Raw genomic sequence first — 25868 nt, 5'->3', positions numbered from 1 at the left:
TTCGATGTATCAACTTTATCACTTTACTATATTATCTTGAATTTTGTGTTTACTTTTGCAGTCTAAAATTTTGATCATGTATAGAAGTCATAATTGTGGCGAATTGAACGCCTCAAATATTAATACGGAAGTTACACTAGCGGGTTGGGTTCAGAAATCACGCGATAAAGGATTTATGAATTGGGTCGATTTACGTGACCGTTACGGAATTACACAACTTATTTTCGACGAAAGTCGTACGGATAAAACGGTTTTTGAACTGGCAAAAACTCTTGGTAGAGAATTTGTGATTCAGGTAAAAGGAACTGTAATTGAGCGTGAAGCCAAAAACAAAAACATTCCGACTGGTGAAATTGAAATTTTAGTTACAGAAATGACTGTTTTAAATGCAGCATTAACGCCTCCTTTTACTATTGAAGATGAAACGGATGGTGGAGAAGATATCCGAATGAAATATCGTTATTTAGATATTAGAAGAAATCCTGTAAAAAACAGTTTATTATTCCGTCATAAAGTAGCGATGGAAGTTCGTAAATACTTATCTGATTTAGATTTTTGCGAAGTTGAAACTCCTTATTTAATAAAATCGACTCCGGAAGGCGCAAGAGATTTCGTTGTACCAAGTCGTATGAACGAAGGACAATTTTATGCATTGCCGCAATCTCCACAAACCTTTAAACAATTATTGATGGTGGGCGGAATGGATAAATATTTTCAGATCGTGAAATGTTTCCGTGATGAGGATTTGCGTGCAGATCGTCAGCCTGAGTTTACACAAATCGATTGCGAAATGGCATTTGTGGAACAAGAAGATATTTTGAATGTTTTTGAAGGTTTGACAAGACATTTACTAAAAGAAATTAAAGGTATTAATGTAGATAAATTCCCAAGAATTACCTACGAATATGCCATGAAAACATACGGAAATGACAAACCGGACATTCGTTTTGGGATGGAATTTGGTGAGTTAAACGAATTTGCAAAACATAAAGATTTTCCGGTATTCAACGCTGCGGAATTAGTTGTGGGAATTGCAGTTCCTGGAGCAGGAAATTATACCCGTAAAGAAATTGACGGATTAATTGACTGGGCAAAACGTCCTCAGGTTGGCGCATCAGGAATGGTGTATGCAAAATGTAATGACGATGGAACTTTCAAATCATCTGTAGATAAATTCTACGATCAGGATGATTTAGCACAATGGGCAAAAATTACAGGAGCAAAACCTGGTGATATGATTTTTGTTCTTTCTGGTCCGGCTGATAAAACACGAGGTCAGCTTTCTGCACTTCGTATGGAATTAGCAACTCGTTTAGGATTGCGTAAACCGGAAGAATTTGCACCACTTTGGGTAGTTGATTTCCCATTATTAGAGCTTGATGAAGAAACGGGTCGTTATCACGCAATGCACCACCCATTTACATCTCCAAAACCTGAAGACATGCATTTACTGGCAACAGAACCTGGAAAAGTTCGTGCAAATGCTTACGATATGGTTTTAAACGGAAATGAAATTGGTGGAGGATCAATTCGTATTCATGATAAAGCTACTCAACAATTGATGTTTAAATATTTAGGCTTTACCGAAGACGAAGCAAAAGCGCAATTTGGCTTTTTAATGGATGCTTTTCAGTTTGGAGCACCACCACACGGAGGTTTAGCATTTGGTCTTGACAGATTAGTTGCTATTTTGGGAGGTCAGGAAACCATTAGAGATTTTATTGCATTTCCAAAAAATAATTCAGGACGTGATGTAATGATCGATGCACCGGCTAAAATTGATGATGCCCAATTAAAAGAATTACACATTAAAATTGACTCAATATAATTTTTTGAGAATTTGAAAAATGAGACGGCAGCTAAAAAATTTTAGCTGCCGTTTTTCTTTTTATACATTTTTTAATTTGAAAAACAGGTTCATTGAAATCAACAACCTCAGTAAATACAAGTATTCTCTCACATAACCCATAATTACAGGATTTACTTTTGCAAAAGTTAAGAAATATTTGTACACTATAAGCTACTTTTACAGCTTTTTTTCTTACAATTGATGATTCCTAAATAAAGCACTTACATATCAAAATTGATGCAATATAAATAGCGAAAACACTGTGAATCAATAATTTTTACAAAAAATTAACACCTTCTTGTCTTTTGTATGAATTTATATATTACATTTGCTTCATTATAAATTATTATTACAATTACAATGCGTACAGGTACAGTAAAATTTTTCAATGAATCTAAAGGTTATGGATTCATTACAGACGAAGAAACAGGAAAAGATATCTTCGTTCACGCTTCAGGAATTAACGCGGAAGAATTACGCGAAGGTGACCGTGTAAGCTACGAAGAAGAAGAAGGAAGAAAAGGGAAAGTTGCTGCTAAAGTAGCAGTAATCTAAGAAAAATATAGCAATTTATTTTTTTTGCCTCTGAATGGTTTAAAAACGTTTCGATTAATTTCGAGACGTTTTTTTTTGCTCAAATCTTAAAAAAAACTTAAAATAGGTTGTTATTATTTATAATCAATAAAAATTACAAATAATGACCCTTAAGTGATACACTTAAATCCTTTTTTAGCTTGTGATTTACAGAGTTGAAAGTTATCTTTGTGGCTTATTCTTTAAGTAAAAAACCTAAGTTTATGCAATCTGATCAATACAGTTATCTTCCTATTTTAATGCAGTTTATTCTGGCTGTTGGTTTTGTGGTAGGAACAATCATTATTTCTGGAAAATTAGGACCAAAAAGAACCTCAGAAGTTAAAGATAAAAACTTTGAGTGCGGTATCGAATCTGTTGGTAACGCCCGTATTCCTTTTTCAGTAAAATATTTCCTGGTAGCCATTTTATTTGTATTGTTTGATGTAGAGGTAATTTTTCTTTACCCTTGGGCAGTAAACTTTAAAGAACTTGGTATTGAAGGAATGTTAAAGATGATCGTATTCATGTCACTTCTTTTAGTTGGCTTTTTCTATATCATCAAGAAAAAAGCCTTAGACTGGGAATAAAACGATTTTAGATTTTAGACTGGTGATTTTAGATTTAAGAATCGGTTATCCGAATAGATTTAGAGTTACAATTTAAGATTTGATTTCCTGGAATTAATATACTGATTTAAAAATTGATTTTAATTTTTACGATTTCCCCAAATCTAAAATCTAAAATCAGAAATCTAAAATAAAAATGAGCGATTCAAAAGTAAATATGGTTGCCCCTCCTGAAGGTGTTGTTGGTGAAGGTTTTTTCGCCACAAAACTAAATGATGTAGTAGGAATGGCGCGCGCGAATTCTCTTTGGCCTTTACCGTTTGCAACTTCTTGTTGCGGAATCGAGTTTATGGCAACAATGGCTTCACATTATGATTTAGCACGATTTGGTTCTGAGCGTGTGAGTTTTTCTCCCCGTCAGGCTGATATGCTAATGGTAATGGGAACTATTTCTAAAAAAATGGCCCCTATTTTAAGACAAGTTTACGAGCAAATGGCAGAACCTCGTTGGGTTATTGCAGTTGGAGCTTGTGCTTCATCAGGCGGAATCTTTGATACTTATTCCGTTTTACAAGGAATCGATAAAGTGATTCCAGTTGACGTTTATGTCCCGGGATGTCCTCCAAGACCAGAACAAATAGTAGATGGAGTAATGAAACTTCAAGAATTGGTAAGATCTGAATCTGTGAGACGTAGAAGTTCACCAGAGTACCAAGAATTACTAGCTTCATATAACATTTCATAAGATGGCTTTAGAAAATACCCTGATTCAGGATAAACTTACAGAAACATTTGACGCAAGTGTTTTTAACTTTCAACAAGAAAGAGATATTTTTTCACTGGAAACTACTGCTGATAAAATTACAGCTTTAATTCTTTTTTTGAAAAACGACTCTGACTTACGTTTTCACTTTTTAACCGATTTATGCGGTATTCACTATCCGGACAACGAATTAGATCGTCAGTTTGCAATTGTGTATCACCTGCACAACTGGTACGAAAACAAACGTATTAGAATCAAAGTATATCTTAACGGCGAAAAACCGGAAATAAAAACCATTTCAAATATTTTCTTAAGTTCAAACTGGATGGAAAGAGAAACTTACGATTTCTTTGGGATTAACTTTGTTGGTCATCCGCAATTGAAACGTATTTTGAATATGGATGAAATGATATCGTTCCCAATGCGAAAAGAATTCCCAATGGAAGACAGCGGAAGAACTGATAAAGATGATAGATTCTTTGGAAGAACAACAACAAATTGCTAAAAAATAAATAATTCAACATTATAAATGTCAGAACTATTATTACCCCCAGAGCATCGTTATGCTAAAATAGTAAAGGATAAACTAAACGAAGACGGAAGCGAGCTTTCAGTATTGAATTTAGGTCCTACACACCCGGCCACTCACGGTATTTTTCAAAATATCCTGTTGATGGACGGTGAAAGAATTCTTGAAGCTGAACCAACTATTGGTTACATTCACAGAGCTTTCGAAAAAATTGCCGAAAATCGTCCTTTTTACCAAATTACCCCTCTTACAGACCGTATGAACTATTGCTCCTCTCCTATTAATAATATGGGATGGTGGATGACTTTAGAGAAATTACTAAATATCGAAGTACCTAAACGTGCTCAATATTTAAGAGTTATCGTAATGGAATTGGCGCGTATTACAGATCACTTGATTTGTAATTCGATTCTTGGTGTAGATACTGGTGCGTATACCGGTTTCTTGTACGTTTTTCAATTTAGAGAAAAAGTTTACGAGATCTACGAAGAAATTTGTGGAGCACGTTTAACAACAAATATGGGAAGAATTGGTGGTTTCGAAAGAGATTGGACACCAGAAGCATTCCGCAAACTGGATGTGTTTTTAAAAGATTTTCCTGTCGCATGGCAAGAATTTGAAAACTTATTCGAAAGAAACAGAATTTTCCTTGACAGAACGGTAAACGTAGGTGCAATCTCAGCAGAGCAAGCAATGGCTTACGGATTTACAGGTCCAAATTTACGTGCTGCCGGAGTTGATTATGACGTTCGTGTTGCACATCCTTACTCTTCTTATGAAGATTTCGATTTTATTGTTCCTGTTGGAAAATCAGGTGATACTTACGATCGTTTTTGTGTTCGTAATGCAGAAGTTCGCGAAAGTTTAAGCATTATTCGTCAGGCTTTAGATAAAATGCCAGCCGGAAATGAATATCATGCAGAAGTTCCTGATTATTACCTTCCTCCAAAAGAAGATGTTTACACTTCAATGGAATCTTTAATTTACCACTTTAAGATTGTAATGGGAGAAGTTCCTGTACCGGTTGCAGAAATCTACCACCCTGTTGAAGGCGGAAATGGAGAACTAGGATTTTATTTAGTTACAGACGGAAGCAGAACTCCATACAGATTGCATTTTAGAAGACCTTGTTTTATTTATTACCAGGCATATCCTGAAATGATCAAAGGCGCTTTATTATCAGATGCAATTGTTATTCTGTCAAGTTTAAATGTTATTGCAGGAGAATTAGACGCATAAGAAGATTGTAGATTTTAGAATATAGATTTCAGATTGAAAAAATATCAAATCTAAACTGAGAAAATCTAAAATTAAAAAAAAGATTGCAGAATGCCGATTATAGATACGGATTGAAAAATCTAAAATCTAAAATCTAAAATCCAAAATAAGAATGGAAAGAAAACATTACAAACAAGAAATAAACATGACTGAAGCATTGATGAATCGCATCAATGAGTTAATCAGTCATTATCCTGAAGACAAAAGAAAATCAGCTTTGTTGCCTGTTTTGCACGAAGTGCAAGATGCGCATGATAACTGGTTAAGTACAGAGTTGCAGGATAAAGTTGCTGAAATTTTGCATATAAAACCAATTGAAGTTTACGAAGTGGTTACGTTTTATACCATGTACAACCAAAAACCAATTGGAAAATATATGTTTGAATTTTGCCAGACTTCTTGTTGTTGTTTAAATGGTGCTGAAAATTTAATGGATTATACTTCTGAAAAATTAGGCATCAAAATGGGCGAAACAACTCCTGACGGAATGTTTACCATTGCCGGCGTAGAATGTTTAGGCGCTTGCGGATACGCTCCTATGATGCAGTTAGGAGATTTCTACAAAGAAAAATTGACAGAAGAAAAAATCGATCAGTTAATCGCTGATTGCAGAGATGATAAAATAATATTACACGATAAATAATATGTCACAAAAAATATTATTAGATAAAATCAATGTTCCGGGTATTAAAACTTATGAAGTATATCGCCAAAATGGTGGTTATTCTTCTGTAGAAAAAGCTTTAAAAACACTTACGCCTGACGAAGTTGTTGAAGAAGTGAAAAAATCAGGTCTTCGTGGTCGTGGTGGAGCTGGATTCCCAGCTGGAATGAAATGGAGTTTTATTGACAAAAAATCAGGAAAACCAAGACATTTAGTTTGCAACGCCGACGAGTCTGAACCAGGGACTTTCAAAGATCGTTATTTGATGGAGTATATTCCTCACTTATTGATCGAAGGAATGATTACATCAAGTTTTGCCTTAGGTGCTAACCTATCTTATATCTACATTCGTGGAGAATATATGTGGGTTTTCAAAATATTAGAAAGAGCCATCGCCGAAGCTAAAGCTGCCGGTTGGTTAGGAAAAAATATATTAGGAACAGGTTACGATTTAGAATTATATGTTCATTGTGGAGCTGGTGCTTATATTTGCGGAGAAGAAACTGCACTTATTGAGTCATTAGAAGGTAAAAGAGGAAACCCTCGTATTAAACCACCATTCCCTGCAGTTTCTGGATTATGGGCAAACCCTACAGTTGTAAACAATGTTGAAACTATCGCTACTGTGCCTTGGATTATCAACAATTCCGGTGATGATTACGCTAAAATTGGTGTAGGCCGTTCAACAGGAACTAAATTAATTTCTGCTTCAGGACACATAAAAAATCCGGGAGTATACGAAATTGAATTAGGATTAAGTGTTGATGAATTTATGAATTCTGATGAATACTTAGGAGGAATGTCTTCCAGCAGACCTTTGAAAGCATTTGTTCCGGGAGGATCTTCAGTACCGATTTTGCCAGCTGAATTAATTTTCAAAACGGCTAATGGTGAAGACAGATTAATGACTTACGAATCTTTAAGTGATGGTGGTTTTGCTACCGGATCGATGTTAGGTTCAGGTGGATTCATTGTTTATAATGATACTGCTTGTGTAGTAAGAAACACCTGGAATTTTGCTCGTTTCTATCACCACGAATCTTGCGGACAATGTACACCATGTCGCGAAGGAACAGGTTGGTTAGAAAAAATATTGTGGAGAATCGAAAACGGTCAGGGCCGTGAAGAGGATATCGAATTATTGTGGAGCATTCAAAGCAAAATCGAAGGTAACACAATTTGTCCGCTTGGTGACGCCGCATCATGGCCAGTAGCAGCAGCTATTCGTCATTTTAGAGATGAATTTGAATATCACGTTCGTTTCCCTGAAAAGATAAAAAATAGAGATCACTTTGTTACTGAACCTTTCTCGCAAGTAAAGCATTTAGTAGGCGGTAAAGTAATTGTATAAAAGTTAAAAAATAGTTTCAAGTTTCATGTTTTTTTAGTTACAGGTACCCAACCTGAAACTTTAAACCTGAAACTAAAAAAACAAAACAAAGAGATGAAAGTAACCATAGACGGTCAAAGTATAGACGTAGAGCCAGGAACAACGATCCTGCAAGCTGCACGTATGATTGGTGGAGATTTAGTTCCGCCAGCCATGTGCTATTACTCAAAATTAAAAGGCAGCGGCGGTAAATGTCGTTGTTGTTTAGTTGAAGTTGCAAAAGGAAGTGAAGCTGACCCAAGACCAATGCCAAAATTAATGGCATCTTGTGTAACAGGCTGTATGGACGGAATGGAAGTAAACAGTAAATCATCGGATCGTGTAACCGAAGCGCGTAAATCTGTAACTGAATTTTTACTGATCAATCACCCATTAGATTGTCCGGTTTGTGATCAGGCTGGTGAATGTGATCTTCAAAACTTGAGTTTTGAGCACGGAAATCCAAAATCACGTTTTATTGAAGAAAAAAGAACATTTGAACCAGAAGATATTGGTCCAAATATTCAACTACATATGAACCGTTGTATTTTATGTCAAAGATGTGTACAAGTTGCAGATCAATTGACTGACAACAGAGTTCACGGAGTATTAGATCGTGGAGATCACGCTAATATTTCAACCGGTATCTCAAAAGCTATTGACAATGAATTCTCCGGAAACATGATCGACGTTTGTCCTGTTGGGGCATTGACTGATAAAACTTTCCGTTTTAAATCAAGAGTTTGGTTCAATAAGCCTTACAATGCACACAGAGAATGTACAACTCCGGGATGTTGTGGTAAAACAACTGTGTGGATGTTTGGAGGAGAAATCCAACGTGTGACCGGTCGTAAAGATGAGTACCATGAAGTAGAAGAATTCATTTGCAACAGTTGTCGTTTTGATCACAAAAACGTAAACGACTGGGTTATTGAAGGACCAAGAGAATTTGAAAAAGATTCTGTTATCAACCAAAACAATTACACTCAAAAATTAGAGAAAGTAATAATTGCTACAGAAAAAACAATATTGGAAGGTAGAGATATCGACCGTAAAAAAATTAGTATGGCTGAAATTCCATTAAACACTAACAACAAAAATTCTTAATGATGGTAGATGGTGCGTTTATTATAGAAAAGAGTGTTGTAATTGTTGTGGTTTTTGCCGTGACGATGATTATGGCAATGTATTCTACCTGGGCTGAACGTAAAGTTGCTGCTTTTCTTCAGGATCGTGTAGGACCTAACCGTGCCGGATGGGGAGGATTATTGCAACCTCTTGCTGATGGTATGAAATTATTTTCGAAAGAAGAATTTTTTCCAAATACGCCTAACAAATTTTTATTTGTTGTAGGACCCGCAATCGCCATGAGTACTGCTTTAATGACTAGTGCGGTAATTCCGTGGGGAGATAAACTTCATGTTTTTGGAAGAGATGTAATACTTCAGGCAACTGATATTAATATTGCTTTACTGTATATTTTTGGAGTTCTTTCAGTTGGAGTTTATGGTATCATGATTGGTGGATGGGCTTCTAATAATAAATTCTCATTGATGGGAGCTGTTCGTGCGGCTTCGCAAATGGTTTCTTATGAAGTTGCAATGGGATTATCAATGATTGCATTGTTGATGATGACAGGAACAATGAGTTTAAAAGAAATTTCATTACAGCAACAAGGAATGAACTGGAATGTATTCTATCAGCCTCTATCATTCTTGATTTTCTTAATTTGTTCGTTTGCAGAAACAAACAGAACTCCTTTTGATTTGGCTGAATGTGAATCTGAATTAATTGGAGGTTACCATACTGAATATTCATCCATGAAAATGGGATTCTATTTATTTGCTGAATATGCAAGTATGTTTACTTCAGCAACTATTATTTCTGTATTATTTTTTGGAGGATATAACTATCCGGGAATGCAATGGATGGTAGAAAATGTTGGTGTAAATATTGGAAACGTTTTAGGAATGGTAGCATTATTTGCTAAAGTATGTTTCTTTATATTTTTCTATATGTGGGTACGTTGGACAATTCCAAGATTTAGATATGACCAATTAATGCATTTAGGATGGAGGATTTTGATTCCGCTTTCAATAGTTAATATCATGATTACCGGAGTTGTTATTTTAAGACATCAAATCGCAGCATATTTAGGATTTTAAATTAAAAGTGCGTCTAATTCTTAGGTATCACAATTTGCGACACTAAAACAAAAAAGCGGTTGTAAATTACACCCACTGCATAAAAAATAATGAATGAGTGAAGAATTAATTATTACGGAAGAATTCATAATTAGCAAAATATTGCTTATTCGAGGACAAAAGGTAATGCTTGATTCTGAATTAGCCATACTTTATGGAGTGGAAACTAAACAACTCAAAAGACAGGTTCGTAGAAACATAGAAAGATTCCCAGATGATTTTATGTTTGAATTGACTGAAATTGAAAGCGAAATCTTGAGGAGCCAAATTGGCACCTCAAGTTGGGGAGGCACACGATATGTTCCGATGGTGTTTTCAGAACAAGGAGTTGCAATGTTATCAAGTGTTTTGAATAGCGCAACGGCTATAAGAGTTAATATTCAAATTATTCGTGTTTTTACAAAAATCCGTCAGGAGATTTCGGAAACCTTGAATATGAAATTGGAAATTGAAGAGATAAAAACAAAATTATCGAATCAGAGTAAAAACATTGAATTAGTCTTTACTTATTTGGATGAGTTAATGGACAAACAGGAAAATAAGATTGAAAGAACAAAAATTGGTTATAAAAAATAAATTTGATTAATACCAAATGCCTTAGCCCTGATAGAAGCAGTATCCTTTTATTTTTTTTCTTTAAAAAATAAAAGATATAGCGGATAGCAGGATTAGGCTTCAAAATAAAAATTAAAAAAATGTCAATAGAAACTATATCATTATCGGGTAGAAAGAAGATGGTCTCAAATAAAGAGATGACTTTTTGGGAACGATTGTATCTTGTGGCGATTGTGAAAGGATTATTCATCACACTTAAACACTTATTCAGAAAAAAAGTGACCATTCACTATCCTGAACAAGTGCGTGAAATGAGTCCGGTTTATCGTGGTCAACACCAGTTGAAACGTGATGAACAAGGTCGTGAAAACTGTACTGCCTGCGGATTATGTGCTTTGTCATGTCCTGCTGAAGCTATCACAATGAAAGCTGCTGAACGTAAAGCTGATGAAAAACATTTGTACAGAGAAGAAAAATACGCTTCAATATACGAAATCAATATGTTACGTTGTATTTTTTGTGGTTTATGCGAAGAAGCATGCCCAAAAGACGCCATTTATTTGACGACTTCTAAAGTATTGGTTCCTTCAAGCTATGAAAGAGAAGATTTCATTTTTGGAAAAGACAGATTAGTGATGCCTCTTGATGTGGCTATCAAAAATGCACAACTTAATAATGCTAATTAAATGATACATATTCCTGATTTTGCACACGCAACAACTGTACAAATTATATTTTGTTTCTTAGCGTTTATTACTGTAATCACCGCTTTCCTGACTATATTTAGCAGAAACCCAATTCATAGCGCTATTTACTTAGTGATTTGTTTTTTTTCTATTGCAGGTCACTATTTATTATTAAACGCTCAATTTTTGGCTATCGTACATATTATAGTCTACTCTGGAGCTATTATGATTTTGTTCCTGTTTACGATCATGTTGATGAATTTGAACGAACAGCGAGATGTGCACAGACCAAGAATTACACGTCTGGGTGCAATTGTATCTTTCTGTTTGATTTGTATTGTGTTGATTGCCATTTTCATCAATTCTAAACCAATTGTTGGAGAGTATGATTCAACTGGTGAAGATTTCCAGTCTATTAAAGTATTGGGTAAAATATTACTGAACGAATATATGGTTCCGTTTGAATTCGCTTCGATCTTGCTTTTAGTAGCTATGATTGGAACTGTATTATTGTCTAAAAAAGAAAAATTAAATAAATAATGGGTAATATATTAAATCAAATAGGTATTGAAAACTACATCTTTTTAAGTGTTGTACTTTTCTGTATTGGTATTTTTGGTGTATTGTACAGACGAAATGCTATTATCGTTTTCATGTCTATCGAAATCATGTTGAATGCTGTTAACCTTTTATTTGTTGCTTTTTCAACTTATCATCAAGATGCACAAGGACAAGTCTTTGTATTCTTTTCGATGGCAGTTGCTGCAGCAGAAGTTGCAGTTGGATTGGCTATTTTAGTTTCGATCTTTAGAAATTTAGGTTCGATTAGTATCGATAATTTAAAAAATTTAAAAGGATAAATGGAAATGGATACCAATTTAGCTTTAGTTTTAGTATTAGCTCCTTTTTTAGGATTTTTAATCAATGTTTTCTTTGGCAAAAGCTTAGGAAAAACTGTTTCAGGAATTATTGGGACTGCTGCTGTAGTAGTTTCTTTTGCTGTTACGCTTTTCTTTTTCAATCAAATCAGCCAAACAAAACAAGCCATTCAGATTACTTTATTTGACTGGATTCAAATTAGTAATTTACATATTAATCTTGGATTTTTATTAGATCAGTTATCATTATTGTGGTTGCTTTTTGTAACTGGTATTGGTTCATTGATACACTTATACTCTATTAGTTATATGCACGATGATGAAAATATGCACAAGTTCTTTGCCTATTTGAATCTGTTCATATTCTTCATGATTACGCTTGTAATGGGAAGTAACTTATTAGTTTTATTTATTGGTTGGGAAGGCGTTGGACTTTGTTCGTACCTATTAATTGGATTTTGGCATAAAAACCAGGATTACAATAATGCTGCGAAAAAAGCTTTTATAATGAACAGAATTGGAGATTTAGGTCTTTTAATTGGAATGTTCATTATTGGTTCAATGTTCTCGACTTTAGATTATGCAACTTTAAAAACCGCTATTGTTGGCGCAACAAACCTGAATTTGCCATTGCTTTCATTAGCTGCTTTGTGCTTGTTTATTGGAGCTTGTGGTAAATCAGCACAAATTCCGTTATATACCTGGTTACCTGATGCGATGGCTGGACCGACTCCGGTTTCTGCATTGATTCACGCTGCAACAATGGTTACAGCTGGTATTTTTATGGTAACTAGATTAAACTTTGTATTTGATTTAGCTCCGGATGTACAAAATATTATTGCTGTCATTGGAGCTATAACTTCATTAGTTGCTGCAACAATTGGTTTAGTTCAGACTGACATTAAAAAGGTTTTGGCCTACTCTACCGTTTCACAATTAGGATTAATGTTTTTAGCATTAGGACTTGGTGCTTATGAAGTTGCTGTTTTTCACGTAATCACACACGCTTTCTTTAAAGCTTGCTTGTTCTTAGGATCAGGGTCTGTAATTCACGGTTTGCATGGCGAACAGGATATGCGTAAAATGGGTGGTTTGCGTAAAGCAATGCCAATCACGTTCTGGACAATGTTGATTTCATCATTAGCAATTTCAGGGATTCCGTTTTTCTCAGGATTTTTCTCTAAAGATGAAATATTATTAACGGCTTTTGAGCATAGTATTCCTTTATATGTTATTGGATCTATTGCATCAATCATGACGGCATTTTATATGTTCAGATTAATGTTCCTCACTTTCTTTAAAGATTTTAGAGGAACTGAAGAGCAAAAACATCATTTACATGAAAGTGGCACATTGATTACTTTCCCTCTTATAATTTTAGCAATTCTGGCTACTTTTGGCGGATTAATAAGTTTGCCGGGAAATAGTTGGTTAAATGAATACTTAGCTCCGCTTTTCATAAAAGTGGCTGGCGAAGAACATCATTTAGGAACAACAGAATATACTTTAATGGGAGTTGCTGTTTTAGGTGGATTATTAGGTATATTAATTGCTTACATTAAATACTTTAAACAAGACAACGTTCCTGAAACTGACGAAAACATTACAGGTCTGACTAAAGTTTTATACAACAAATATTATGTAGATGAAATTTACGACGCAATATTTGTTCGCTCTATTAACGGATTATCAAAATTCTTTAGAGATACTGTTGAAACAGGTTTATCAGCACTTGTTTTCGGATTAGGAAAAGTAACCAATGAAATAGGATTTCAAGGTAAAAAATTACAAAGCGGAAGTATCGGATTATATCTGTTTGCTTTTGTTTTGGGTCTTTGCGCCATTGTTTCCTATATATTTTTAGCTAAATAATTTTACAACTATGAACGTTTCTCTTATATTAATTATTCTTTTAATTGGTGCATTTGTCACTTATTTTGCCGGTGATAAACTAGCATCAAAAGTAGCTTTGTTCTTTAGTTTGGTAGCTTTAGGTTGTTCAATTGTATTACTAAATCATTTTTACGCAGGCGAAAGTATTAGTTTTGTCAGCAACTGGATCAATCAGCCTAAAATTTCATTTGCACTTAATGCCGATGGATTAGGAATTGCAATGCTTTTATTGACTGCGGCTTTAACGCCAATCATTATATTCTCTTCTTTTGGAAATGAATATAAAAATGCTAAAGGTTTTTATGCTTTAATTTTATTTATGGCATTTGCTATGACTGGAACTTTCCTTGCAGCAGATGGTCTTTTATATTATATCTTTTGGGAGTTAGCCCTTATTCCTATTTACTTTATTGCTCTTATTTGGGGTAATGGAGATGCAGAAGAACGTAGAAAAGCTGTTATTAAATTCTTCATTTATACTCTTGCAGGATCTTTATTCATGCTTGTTGCTTTTATTTACTTGTATACAAAAGCGGGAAGTTTTATGATTGAAGATTTATACAAACTAAATTTATCAGCTTCTGAGCAACTTTGGATATTCTTGGCTTTCTTTTTTGCTTATGCTATTAAAATTCCAATTATTCCTTTTCATACCTGGCAGGCAAGTGTTTACCAAAAAGCACCAACTGTTGGAACAATGCTTTTATCCGGTATCATGTTAAAAATGGGATTGTATAGTGTAATTCGTTGGCAGTTGCCGCTTGCGCCACTAGCTGCAAAAGAATACATGAATATTTTCATTGCTTTAGGAATTGCAGGAGTTATTTACGGATCTATTGTTGCTTTAAGACAAAAAGATTTGAAAAAATTATTAGCTTATTCTTCTCTGGCACACGTTGGATTAATTGCTGCAGGAACTTATACACTAACAATTGATGGTTTCCGCGGAGCTGTTTTACAAATGATTGCTCACGGTTTTGTTGTAGTAGGATTGTTCTTTGCTGCTGAAGTTATTTTCAGAAGATTTGAAACGAGAGAAATTAGTGAAATGGGCGGTATTCGTACACAATCACCAAAATTCACTTCGATGTTTTTAATTTTGGTATTGGCTTCGGTAGCTTTACCAAGTACTTTTAACTTCGTTGGGGAATTTACTGTTCTGTATAGTCTTTCTCAAATTAATGTTTGGTTTGCTGTTTTAGGCGGAACAACTATTATTTTAGGAGCTTATTATATGCTTAAAATGTTTCAAAATGTAATGTTAGGAGCAACAAATTCTAAAACTTTTGCAGATGTTTCTATTAATGAAGGAATTTCATTTGTAGTAATTATTGCAGTTTTAATTTTCTTTGGATTTTATCCAAAACCAATTACAGATTTGATTACTCCAAGTTTAGAGTCAATCCTAAACGTCATCAATAAAAATTAGTATTTTAAATAAAAATAAATTAGGGCATCATTAGTTTGAGATTTCCTAAATCAAAAAAACAAAAATGAATACATTAATAGCTATAACAGGATTGGGTATTTTTTGCCTATTGTTTGAAATTCTTAATTTAAGAAAGGCCATTGTTCCTATTACCATTCTTGGTTTATTGGGTGTTTTGGCAATCAATTATTACGAGTTTGGATCAACAGCAAGTTACTATAATAATATGATTACAGTGAGTAAATTCTCGACTACGTTTTCATCGTTATTTATTATTATAACTATTTTCTTAGTAGCGTTAAGTCATAATTTTTATGAAAATCATCCAACCAAAATCTCCGATTTTGTGGCTATAAAAATCTTTTTATTAGCTGGTGGAGTTGCAATGGTTTCTTTTGGAAACTTAGCAATGTTTTTTCTGGGAATCGAAATTTTATCCATTTCACTTTACGTATTAGCAGCAAGTGAAAGATTAAATTTAAAAAGTAACGAAGCAGGTATGAAATACTTTTTGATGGGATCATTTGCATCAGGAATTATCTTATTTGGAATTTGTTTAATTTACGGGGCAATGGGAAGTTTTGATGTTGCGGAAATTCATGAAAGTTCTTTATCTGCCGAATTACCAATCTGGTTTCCTATTGGAATGATCATGGTGATAATTGGTATGTTATTTAAAGTAGCCGCAGTTCCTTTTCATTTTTGGGCTCCGGATGTTTACGAAGGATCTCCAGCTTTGACTACTGCATTAATGAGTACTTTAGCCAAAGTTGTGGCAATTGCAACACTTTATAAATTAGTTTCGGCATTAAATCTTGTACCTTCTTTAGACAATCAGGAGCTTTTAGGCACTTTTGAAAATATTATAGTTATTATTTCTATTGCTTCTATGACTGTTGGTAATATAATGGCATTACGTCAGGTGAATGTAAAACGTATGCTGGCATTTTCAGGAATTTCACATGCAGGTTTTATGCTAATGACTTTATTAACTATTGCAACTTCAGCAGGAGTTTTATTATACTATGCAGCCGCTTATGCATTAGCCGGAATAGCTGCTTTTAGTGTTATTCTATATGTATGTAAAAACCAAGACAATGAAGATATTACGAATTTTCACGGTTTAGGAAAAACAAATCCTTTGTTAGCAGCAATCCTAACAGCATCATTACTGTCAATGGCCGGAATTCCAATTTTCTCCGGATTTTTTGCGAAACTATTCTTATTCAGTCAAACTATTCAGGCAGGATATATTGCTTTAGTAATTGTTGCTGTAATAAATTCGATTATTAGTGTTGGCTATTATTTCAAATTAATATTAGCAATGTACTCTAAAGAACCAAATCAGGAACGTACCGGAAAACCTTTCCTTATTTATGCAGTTGCTGTAATTTCGATTACTTTGAATATTGTTTTAGGTTTATTTCCATCACTTGTTTTAGATCTTTTAAACTAAAAGTAAATTCATAATTTATATAGAGCCATCAATTGTTATTGATGGCTTTTTTATTGGTAGTAATTGTTAAAAATTCCATAGTATTACAGGCACATCAAAAAATATCGATTATATTTGATGAGTTTTAAAACCAATATTATTATGAACTTCAATTCTAAAAATCCATTTTTAAGCAACAAACGTTTTTCATCAAATGCTGTTTCAAAAGCTGAAGAAGTACACCAGGCTCAAATTATTGATTACAATCAGGAAATGACTTTGTCAGGTACAATTAATAAGACAGCAATTTTGTTTTTAATATTATGCGGATCTGCAATGTTAACATGGTGGATGGCTTTTAACGGAATGAATGCAATGTTACCTACAATTGGTGGTGCAATAGTTGGATTAATTTTAGTTATAATTTCAGCCTTCAAACCGCAACTTTCTCCCTATTTAGCTCCGGGTTATGCCTTATTTGAAGGATTATTTATTGGAGGAATTTCTGCAATTTTTGAAGCTATGTATCCGGGAATTGTAGTGAATGCGGTAAGCGCAACACTGGTAACTTTTTTAGTTTGTCTGGGACTTTATAAATTTAAAATTGTAAAAGTTACAGAGCAATTTAAATCTGTAGTTATTGCAGCTACATTAGCAATTGCAACTTATTACCTAATTTCTTGGGTAGCTTCTTTAATTTTTAATTTCACCCCTGTTCATTACGGAAATGGAATGATGAGTATAGGAATTAGTGTTTTTGTAATTATCATTGCAGCATTAAACTTATTTTTAGATTTCGATCAAATCGAAAAAGGTGTTCAGGAAAGAATGCCAAAATTCATGGAGTGGTACGGTGCCATGGGATTAATGATCACATTAGTTTGGTTGTACGTTGAATTTTTAAGATTACTATCAAAATTATCAAGCAAGAATTAATTTCTTTTTAAATAATACATACGAAGCCTTTTTGATATTTTCAAAAAGGCTTTTTTTACGCTCTTTAAATTTCATTACATCATCTTCTTAAAATTAAGAAGATAGTTATTTGTCCTCTAATCTTATTCTAAAATATCTTCCCTGTTTTCTACTCGCATATTTCAAATATCTTCATTGGGATATTCAAATTTTAAAAAATTTTAATTTTTATTCTATTAAAATTTAATCATTGTTTGTAAAAGAAATAAATTTTAAAGTGTAATTTCTTATACTTTAAAAGTAAATAATCTTGATTTTAAAATAAAATTTATTAAAAAAGTAGTTCTCAAAAAAATAAAAAAATACTTTCAAAAAGCTTTGTAAGTAACGGCACCAGTAATATGCAATAAATTACATTTTATGTAATAAATTACAAATTAATTAAAATTAACGGTATTTTTTTACGTCATATGTTTTTTAAGGCAAAAATATTAATAATGTCGAAATTTTGATTATGTTTGTGTAATCGATTACAATAACCCCCAAATTGTCAATCAAAAATAAAAACCACAAAAAACCACGCTTTACTAACCTTAAACCACCAATTATGAAAAAAGAACTACTTTTTCTATTCTTATTATTGACCTCTCATCAAATATGGTCGCAACAAGTAACAATTAATGAATCAGCAGGCTGGCTGGAATCAGCTTTTGTAAAATGGAATCCCGTTTCGGGAGTTGACTCTTATAATGTTTATTATACGGGAGGAGGTCAAACAAACAAAAAAATCGACAATGAACTGATTCGCAGCTATGGAAGTTATTTTCGGGCTGACATTCCCGGACTAAGTGCAGGAAATTACACTATTACCGTAAAACCGGTAACTGCAACAATTGAAGGATCTGGAACATCTACCTCAAGTCTAACTGTGATAGCTCAGGATCGTGCGGGTTTCGCTTTTCAAGGCGGACGCGTTCCAGGAGGATATAAAATTGATGGAACGCCAAAAGATAATGCTGTAATTCTTTACATTACTCAAAACACAAAAAATACTATTTCGATGAATATAACAGGAGCCAGTACAAATCCGTGCGTAGGTTTACAAAATATTCTTTACGGAATTAAAAAGGGAAAAGATAATCGTCCTTTTATCATTCGACTTATTGGAAACATAACTGACCTGACAATAATGGAAGGCGGTGATATTACCATTGAAAATAACAACAACGTAAATAGCTATGTTACAATAGAAGGTGTAGGAAATGATGCCGTCGTTAACGGAATGGGAATTCGATTGAAAAAAGCTTCTAATATTGAAGTTAGTAATCTGGGATTTATGAACTGCAATAGTACTGCAGGTGATAATATTGGAATGCAACAGGACAACGATCACATCTGGGTTCATAATTGTGATTTATTTTACGGAGATGCAGGAAGTGATGCAGATCAAATAAAAGGCGACGGAGCGCTTGATAACAAAAGCTCAACCTACATTACACTTGCTTATAATCATTTTTGGGATAGTGGAAAAGCAAGTCTTTTAGGTTTAAGCGAAGGAACTACTGCGGGTTTGTATATTACCTATCATCATAATTGGTTTGATCACTCAGATTCTCGTCATCCACGTGTTCGCTATTATTCTGCTCATATTTACAATAATTATTATGATGGTAATTCAAAATATGGAGCCGGATCAACTTTAGGATCTTCTTTATTTGTTGAAGGAAATTATTTCAGAAACAGCAAAAACCCAATGATGACCTCAATGCAAGGTACAGACGCATGGGATGAATCGGCTCAAAAAAATAATGCAACAACTGTTGGGACTTTTTCAGGTGAAGCGGGGGGAAGCATCAAAGCATTTAATAATACTTTTGATGCTGATATTGCAACTAATAGCATGCGTTTTGTAGCTTATGCAGATACAAATCCCCTATACAATATTGCTGGAAAAATAAATTCAACAACTGATTTTGATGCATATGTTGTAACTAATCGTGGAGATCAGGTTCCTGTTACTGTAAAATCCTTTGCCGGAGGAAATATTTATAACAACTTTGACACCGATGCTTCTTTATATATAAAAAATCTGGTAATCGATTCTCCTTTGGCAGCAAAAAATAAAGTTATGCAATATGCAGGGAGAGTTTCAGGCGGTGATTTAAAATGGATATTTAATAATGCAACTGACGATAAATCTTCACTTGTAATTGCAGCATTAAAATCAGCACTTTCTAATTATACAAGTACGTTAATTAAAGTACAAGGCGAAATTCCGGTTATTGAAAGCAGTCAAACATTAACTACAGACAGCGATATTAACCAAAATGTAGCTGAACAAACAGCAATTGAACCAATGATTTTTACCTGGAGCGGTGATGCAACAGATGCAACAGTAACCGGATTACCTGCGTCTGGAATAAGTTTTATAAAAAATACAACTGATAAAACGATAACCATAACGGGTACTCCTACGGCAAGCGTTTCTTTCTCAATTACAACGAGTGGTACCGGAGGAACTCCCGCCAAGTTATCAGGAATGATAACTCTTGAAACAACTTCTATACCAGCTGCCGGAGATCAAATTCATGACTTTACTGTTTCGGCAAAGATAAGCACATTTTATACCTTCACCGGTAATCTGGCAACAAATAAAGGAACAGTTACTTATAATGGTTTAACATTGACACAATGTTTAAAAATGGAAACTGCTACAACTATAACTTACACAACAACACAGCCAAGTACATTGACATTAGTTTTTGTTGAGCCAGCAGGAACTGCTAAAATTGACGGAGTTAATTATACTGCAACGGGAGGAATCATAACCTTGCCTATCGCAGCAGGAAATCATACCATAGCAAAAAAAGATACTGCAAATTTATTCTATATAAAAACAGCATTTAGCACTTTAGGATTAGGTGAAAATTTTGAAGTTCAGAAATTAACTTTATATCCTAATCCGGTAATGAATGAACTTTTTATTTCTTCAGAAAATATACAAAAAGTAGAAATCTATAATGTCTTAGGAGCGTTAATAAAAACTATTGAAAAAGAGACTGAATCGATTGATGTTAGCAACCTGGCAACGGGAAACTACATTGTTAAGGTAACAACTGAGAAAGGAACATTTACTAAAAAAATAATTAAAAAATAATTTAATCTAACTATTAAAAAACAGAAAGGCTTCCTGAATCGGGAGCCTTTTTTATACCCTAAAACTTTATCAAAACTGGACTGAATTCCAGCTCTACAAAATTAATCGAGCCTGGAGGCTCTTTTTTTTTAGAAAAAACCACTCAATAAAACGTATCGAAATAAAATCTATTAAACTATTTACCTCTTCAATTCATCAAAATTATTTAAAATTAAAGCAATTTTGAGTCGAAATATCTCCAATTAAAATACTAATGTATAGTGTTTTTCTTATTTTTTAAATTACGGCATCAAAACTGTTTCAAACTTGAATTTAGAGACAATTTATCAATCTCACGACCACTATCAATTTTTGAAGACACAATACAAACAACGTCTTACAAATATTTCTTACATTATGTAATAAATTGCATTTAGTGTAATTTATTACATAATCAATATTTAAATATATAATTTTTTATTATTTAAATATTTTTATAGCATAATTTTTACATAATTAAGAAATTAAATATATTTTTGTGCAATCGATTACAATTAATCAGGTGATTTCGATAACCAAAAAACCACAAAAAACTTTATTAACTAAAAAACCACAATTATGAAAAAAAACCTACTTATTTTAGCCTTATTGTTTGTCTGTTCGCAAATATGGGCACAGCAAGTAACAATTAACGAAGCCTCAGGCTGGTTAGAATCTGCATTTGTAAAATGGCAACCCGTTAGCAATGCACAATCTTACAATGTTTATTATAGCGGAAATGGATTTGTTGACAAAAAAATTGACGATCAACTTATCAGAAGTTACGGTTCTTACTACAGAGCTGATGTTCCGGGACTAAAAGCCGGAACATATACCATAAAAGTAAAACCTGTACTATCAGGAACCGAAGGAACAGGAGCCACAACGGGGAATTTAACTGTATTAGCACAAGATCGAAATGGTTTTGCTTTTGACGGAGGTCGCGTTCCTGGCGGTTATAATGCTGATGGAACTCCAAAAACCGGTGCGGTGATTTTATACATTACTCAAAACACAAAAAACACGATCTCACTGGACATCACAGGAGCGAGCACAAATCCTTGTGTTGGTTTACAAAATATTCTTTATGCGATTAAAAAAGGAAAAGACACACGCCCTTTTATTATTCGATTAATCGGAAATATTACAGATTTCAGCGTAATGGAAGGCGGAGATATCGTAATTGAAAATGCCAATAACGCATCCAGTTACGTAACTCTGGAAGGCGTTGGAAACGATGCAGTTGCCAATGGTTGGGGAATACGTCTTAAAGCAGCATCAAATATAGAAGTAAGCAATATTGGTGTTATGAACTGTAATAGTACGGCAGGAGATAATATTGGAATGCAGCAGGACAATGACCATATTTGGGTTCACAATTGTGATTTATTTTATGGAAATGCAGGAAGTGATGCTGACCAGATAAAAGGTGACGGCGCACTGGATAATAAAACATCAACCTATATAACCTTAGCGTATAATCACTTTTGGGACAGCGGAAAAGCAAGTCTTTTAGGATTAAGCGAAGGAACTACAACAGGTTTATACATTACGTATCACCACAACTGGTTCGACCATTCAGATTCTCGTCATCCTCGTGTACGCTATTATTCGGCACATATTTATAATAATTATTTTGACGGTGTTTCAAAATACGGTTCTGGATCTACATTGGGTTCTTCCCTATTTGTTGAAGGAAATTATTTCCGAAACAGCAAACATCCCATGCTAACATCTTTACAAGGTTCAGATATTTGGGACGAAGCCAATCAGGTGAATAATGCCGGAACTATGGGAACTTTCTCTGGTGAAGCAGGTGGGTCGATTAAAGCTTTTAATAATACTTTTGATGCAGATATTGCTACAAACAATATGCGATTCGTAGCTTATGGAGACACCAATCCTTTATATAATATTTCAGGAAAAATTAGTTCTACTACAGATTTTGATGCTTATGCAGCATCTTCAAGAGGTGAGGTTGTGAGCAGTAATGTAAAATCTAAATCAGGAGCAAACACGTATAATAACTTTGATACAAATGCATCATTATATGTAAAAAACTTAGTGACAGATCAACCGGCAACTGCAAAAACTAAAGTAACACAATACGCAGGACGTGTTTCCGGCGGAGATTTAAAATGGACATTTGACAATAGTATCGATGATAAATCATCACTTGTAATTACAGCTTTAAAATCAGCACTTACCAACTATACAGGTTCATTAGTTGCCGTACAAGGCGAAGGTAATCCTCCTGCAAGTTCACAAACATTAACGTCTACAACAAATAACAGCCAAACGGTAGTGAACGGAACAGCAATAAGTTCAATTGTTTTTACCTGGGGCGGAAGCGCAACTGACGCAACAGTAACCGGATTACCGGCATCTGGAATTAGTTTTGTAAAAAATGCTTCGGCAAAAACAATTACTATTACAGGAACTCCAACGGCAACTGTTTCGTATTCAATTACTACCAGCGGAACTGGAACTGTAGCCACAGGATCAGGAACTATTACTGTTTCATCTGCGAGCGCTCAAACGCTTACTTCGCCATCTAACAAAACTCAAACAGTAGCCAGCGGAACGGCAATTGCTTCTATCGTTTTTACATGGGGCGGAAGTGCAACTGATGCCACAGTAACTGGATTACCAGCATCTGGAATTAGTTTTGTAAAAAATGCTTCAGCAAAAACAATCACAATTACCGGAACACCAACAGCAACTGTTTCGTATTCAATTGCAACAGTAGGCACAGGAACAGCCGCTACAGGATCAGGAACTATTACAGTAACAACAAGTAATCCGGGTACAGATCAAATTCACAATTTTTCAACTTTGGGAAAAACAAGTTCATTTTATAACATTACAGGAAACATGAATTCATCCTCAGGATCTGTGAGTTATGCAGGACTAACTTTAACGGCAAGATTAAAAATCGAGTCAAGTACTTCAATTAACTATACAACAACAAGCGCTTCGACATTGACTTTAGTTTTCGATTCAAATTTTACAGGAACAGTTAAGGTCGATAATGTTTCTTACACGGCATCTGCAGGAATTGTTACTGCCTCAATTTCTTCGGGTTCTCACACAATTACTAAAGGATCTGTCGCCAATTTATTTTATATAAGTACAAAATATAGCAGCGGAACAGCCAGAATAGCACAAATTACTGAAACTGAAAAAACAGTCAAAACTACGCAATCTTCAAAAACAATTCTATATCCAAATCCTGTAACAAACACTTTATATTTATCAAATTCAAGTCAGAAAATAGAACAAATATTAATCTATAATTTATCTGGAGTATTAGTTAAAAGTGTTGGAAAAGAGGTAGAAAGTATTGATTTGACTCCGTTAATTCCGGGAACTTATTTAGTAAAAGTAAATACTAATGATGGCTCATTCCACCAGACGATTATAAAGAAATAAATATATTTTTAAAAGTAAAAGGCTTCCAAATTTGGAAGCCTTTTACATAATATTTTAAAATCAAATTCTATAAATCAAATTTAATACCTTGTGCCAAAGGCAAACTAGTGGTATAATTGATTGTATTGGTTTGACGGCGCATATAAATTTTCCAGGCATCAGAGCCAGATTCACGTCCGCCGCCGGTTTCTTTTTCTCCACCAAAAGCACCACCAATTTCAGCTCCGGAAGTTCCGATGTTTACATTTGCAATTCCACAATCAGAACCTACTACTGATAAAAATCTTTCGGCTTCACGTAAATTATTCGTCATAATTGCAGATGACAATCCCTGTCCTACTCCATTTTGAACTTCAATCGCATTATCAACATCTCCCGAATATTTGATCAAATATAAAACCGGAGCAAATGTTTCGTGCTGTACAATGGCATATGAATTTTGAGCTTCGGCAATAGCGGGTTTTACATAACAACCACTTTCATAACCTTCGCCTGAAAGCACTCCGCCCTCAACTAAAATTTTTCCACCTTCGGCAACTACTTTGTTCAAAGCAATCGCATACATTTCAACGGCATGAGTATCAATTAAAGGTCCTACATGATTGTTTTCGTCAAGCGGATTTCCAATTCGTAATTGCTTGTACGCAGCAACCAAAGCATCTTTTACTTTATCATAAATACTCTCGTGAATGATTAATCGGCGTGTTGATGTACAACGCTGTCCTGCAGTTCCTACAGCACCAAAAACAGCACCAATAACCGTCATTTTTATGTCCGCATCCGGTGTCACAATAATAGCATTATTTCCTCCTAACTCTAATAATGATCTTCCTAAACGTCCTGCCACGGCTTGTGCCACAATTTTTCCCATTCGGGTTGAACCTGTTGCAGAAACTAACGGAATTCTGGTATCCGCCGTCATTAATTCTCCTATTTGATAATCTCCATTAATCAAACAAGAAATTCCTTCCGGAAGATTATTTTCTTTAATAACCTGAGCAATGATGTTTTGGCATGCAATTCCGCAAAGAGGTGTTTTTTCAGAAGGTTTCCAAACGCAAACATCGCCCGCAATCCATGCTAAAGCCGTATTCCATGACCAAACTGCAACCGGAAAGTTAAATGCCGAAATAATCCCCACAACTCCTAATGAATGATATTGCTCATACATGCGGTGTCCGGGTCTTTCAGAATGCATGGTTAATCCGTGTAATTGACGAGATAATCCAACCGCAAAATCACAGATATCGATCATTTCCTGTACTTCACCGTATCCTTCCTGCAATGATTTTCCCATTTCGTAAGAAACCAGTTTACCAAGAGCTTCTTTATTTTCACGCAACTTTTGCCCAAACTGACGAACAATTTCTCCACGTTGTGGCGCTGGAATTAAACGAAAAGTTTTGAAAGCCTCAGTGGCTGATTGCATTACTTTTTCATAATCCTCCTGTGTGGACATTTTTACCGAAGCAATCAATTTTCCGTCAACCGGTGAGAAACTATCCAAAATTTCTCCTGATGAAAAATTATTTACACCAGTCGATGTTCCTTCATTGATCAATTTGATGCCTAATTTTTCCAGAGCCTCATTCATTCCAAATTGCGATGCTATTGTTGTCATTGTAACTTTTTTAGTTAAAATTGTTATATTTTTATGTAAAGATATTATTTC

At 34.3% G+C, this 25868-nt stretch carries 21 protein-coding genes; 20 read left to right on the top strand and 1 reads right to left on the bottom strand.

Features of this window, described 5'->3' with window-relative positions; genetic code table 11:
- Positions 1 to 76: 76 nt before the first annotated feature.
- The 20 genes from aspS (at position 77) to ACHRVX_RS08955 (ending at position 24196) form a co-directional block, all read left to right on the top strand.
- Positions 77 to 1828: an aspartate--tRNA ligase gene (gene aspS, locus ACHRVX_RS09050; protein WP_395331409.1), complete on the top strand. Its 1752-nt coding sequence runs from the start codon at positions 77 to 79 to the stop codon at positions 1826 to 1828.
- Between the two features lie 381 nt (positions 1829 to 2209).
- The gene (locus ACHRVX_RS09045; protein WP_007137066.1) at positions 2210 to 2404 is read left to right on the top strand and encodes a cold-shock protein; all 195 of its coding nucleotides are present in this window, start codon (positions 2210 to 2212) and stop codon (positions 2402 to 2404) included.
- A 242-nt stretch (positions 2405 to 2646) separates the two neighbouring features.
- Positions 2647 to 3012, top strand: a complete 366-nt coding sequence (locus tag ACHRVX_RS09040) for an NADH-quinone oxidoreductase subunit A (RefSeq protein ID WP_055097501.1) — start codon at positions 2647 to 2649, stop codon at positions 3010 to 3012.
- Between the two features lie 175 nt (positions 3013 to 3187).
- On the top strand, positions 3188 to 3736 hold the full coding sequence (locus ACHRVX_RS09035; RefSeq protein ID WP_127338250.1) for an NADH-quinone oxidoreductase subunit B: 549 nt from the start codon (positions 3188 to 3190) through the stop codon (positions 3734 to 3736).
- 1 nt (position 3737) lies between these two features.
- The gene (locus ACHRVX_RS09030) at positions 3738 to 4259 is read left to right on the top strand and encodes an NADH-quinone oxidoreductase subunit C (protein WP_395331406.1); all 522 of its coding nucleotides are present in this window, start codon (positions 3738 to 3740) and stop codon (positions 4257 to 4259) included.
- Positions 4260 to 4283: 24 nt separating this feature from the next.
- Positions 4284 to 5522 carry an NADH-quinone oxidoreductase subunit D gene (locus tag ACHRVX_RS09025; protein WP_395331404.1) on the top strand — a complete coding sequence of 413 codons (1239 nt, stop codon included), beginning with the start codon at positions 4284 to 4286 and terminating at the stop codon, positions 5520 to 5522.
- A gap of 151 nt (positions 5523 to 5673) precedes the next feature.
- Positions 5674 to 6204 (top strand): NAD(P)H-dependent oxidoreductase subunit E, encoded by a 531-nt coding sequence (locus tag ACHRVX_RS09020; protein ID WP_047774917.1) that lies wholly within the window; start codon positions 5674 to 5676, stop codon positions 6202 to 6204.
- 1 nt (position 6205) lies between these two features.
- Complete coding sequence (gene nuoF, locus ACHRVX_RS09015; protein WP_395331402.1) at positions 6206 to 7576, top strand: NADH-quinone oxidoreductase subunit NuoF; 1371 nt, start codon at positions 6206 to 6208, stop codon at positions 7574 to 7576.
- A gap of 93 nt (positions 7577 to 7669) precedes the next feature.
- Entirely contained in the window at positions 7670 to 8701 is a 1032-nt protein-coding gene (locus ACHRVX_RS09010; RefSeq protein WP_395331400.1) for a 2Fe-2S iron-sulfur cluster-binding protein, read from the top strand.
- Complete coding sequence (nuoH, locus tag ACHRVX_RS09005; RefSeq protein ID WP_395331398.1) at positions 8701 to 9759, top strand: NADH-quinone oxidoreductase subunit NuoH; 1059 nt, start codon at positions 8701 to 8703, stop codon at positions 9757 to 9759. The genes ACHRVX_RS09010 and nuoH overlap by 1 nt, the downstream gene beginning before the upstream one ends.
- Positions 9760 to 9852: 93 nt before the next feature.
- Positions 9853 to 10374, top strand: a complete 522-nt coding sequence (locus ACHRVX_RS09000; RefSeq protein WP_395331396.1) for an ORF6N domain-containing protein — start codon at positions 9853 to 9855, stop codon at positions 10372 to 10374.
- Positions 10375 to 10493: 119 nt separating this feature from the next.
- The gene (locus ACHRVX_RS08995; protein WP_059114695.1) at positions 10494 to 11039 is read left to right on the top strand and encodes an NADH-quinone oxidoreductase subunit I; all 546 of its coding nucleotides are present in this window, start codon (positions 10494 to 10496) and stop codon (positions 11037 to 11039) included.
- Positions 11040 to 11579: an NADH-quinone oxidoreductase subunit J gene (locus ACHRVX_RS08990; protein ID WP_055097509.1), complete on the top strand. Its 540-nt coding sequence runs from the start codon at positions 11040 to 11042 to the stop codon at positions 11577 to 11579.
- Positions 11579 to 11899 carry an NADH-quinone oxidoreductase subunit NuoK gene (gene nuoK, locus ACHRVX_RS08985; protein ID WP_017494599.1) on the top strand — a complete coding sequence of 107 codons (321 nt, stop codon included), beginning with the start codon at positions 11579 to 11581 and terminating at the stop codon, positions 11897 to 11899. The genes ACHRVX_RS08990 and nuoK overlap by 1 nt, the downstream gene beginning before the upstream one ends.
- A 6-nt stretch (positions 11900 to 11905) precedes the next feature.
- Positions 11906 to 13789: an NADH-quinone oxidoreductase subunit L gene (nuoL, locus tag ACHRVX_RS08980; protein ID WP_395331393.1), complete on the top strand. Its 1884-nt coding sequence runs from the start codon at positions 11906 to 11908 to the stop codon at positions 13787 to 13789.
- A 10-nt stretch (positions 13790 to 13799) separates the two neighbouring features.
- Positions 13800 to 15239, top strand: a complete 1440-nt coding sequence (locus tag ACHRVX_RS08975) for a NuoM family protein (protein ID WP_395331391.1) — start codon at positions 13800 to 13802, stop codon at positions 15237 to 15239.
- Positions 15240 to 15303: 64 nt separating this feature from the next.
- The gene (locus tag ACHRVX_RS08970) at positions 15304 to 16695 is read left to right on the top strand and encodes an NADH-quinone oxidoreductase subunit N (protein ID WP_395331389.1); all 1392 of its coding nucleotides are present in this window, start codon (positions 15304 to 15306) and stop codon (positions 16693 to 16695) included.
- Between the two features lie 141 nt (positions 16696 to 16836).
- On the top strand, positions 16837 to 17610 hold the full coding sequence (locus ACHRVX_RS08965) for a Bax inhibitor-1/YccA family protein (RefSeq protein WP_395331387.1): 774 nt from the start codon (positions 16837 to 16839) through the stop codon (positions 17608 to 17610).
- A 586-nt stretch (positions 17611 to 18196) separates the two neighbouring features.
- Complete coding sequence (locus tag ACHRVX_RS08960; RefSeq protein ID WP_395331385.1) at positions 18197 to 20746, top strand: T9SS type A sorting domain-containing protein; 2550 nt, start codon at positions 18197 to 18199, stop codon at positions 20744 to 20746.
- A gap of 597 nt (positions 20747 to 21343) precedes the next feature.
- Positions 21344 to 24196, top strand: coding sequence for a T9SS type A sorting domain-containing protein (locus ACHRVX_RS08955; RefSeq protein WP_395331383.1), 2853 nt, complete (start codon positions 21344 to 21346; stop codon positions 24194 to 24196).
- Positions 24197 to 24263: 67 nt separating this feature from the next.
- Here ACHRVX_RS08955 and ACHRVX_RS08950 read toward each other — a convergent pair whose 3' ends face one another.
- On the bottom strand, positions 24264 to 25817 hold the full coding sequence (locus ACHRVX_RS08950) for an aldehyde dehydrogenase family protein (protein ID WP_395331381.1): 1554 nt from the start codon (positions 25815 to 25817) through the stop codon (positions 24264 to 24266).
- Positions 25818 to 25868: the final 51 nt, after the last annotated feature.

This window comes from Flavobacterium sp. FlaQc-47 (assembly GCF_044006475.1).
Classification (GTDB): domain Bacteria; phylum Bacteroidota; class Bacteroidia; order Flavobacteriales; family Flavobacteriaceae; genus Flavobacterium.
Note: the sequence above shows the minus strand (reverse complement) of the source record. Positions and strands in the feature narration are given on the sequence as shown.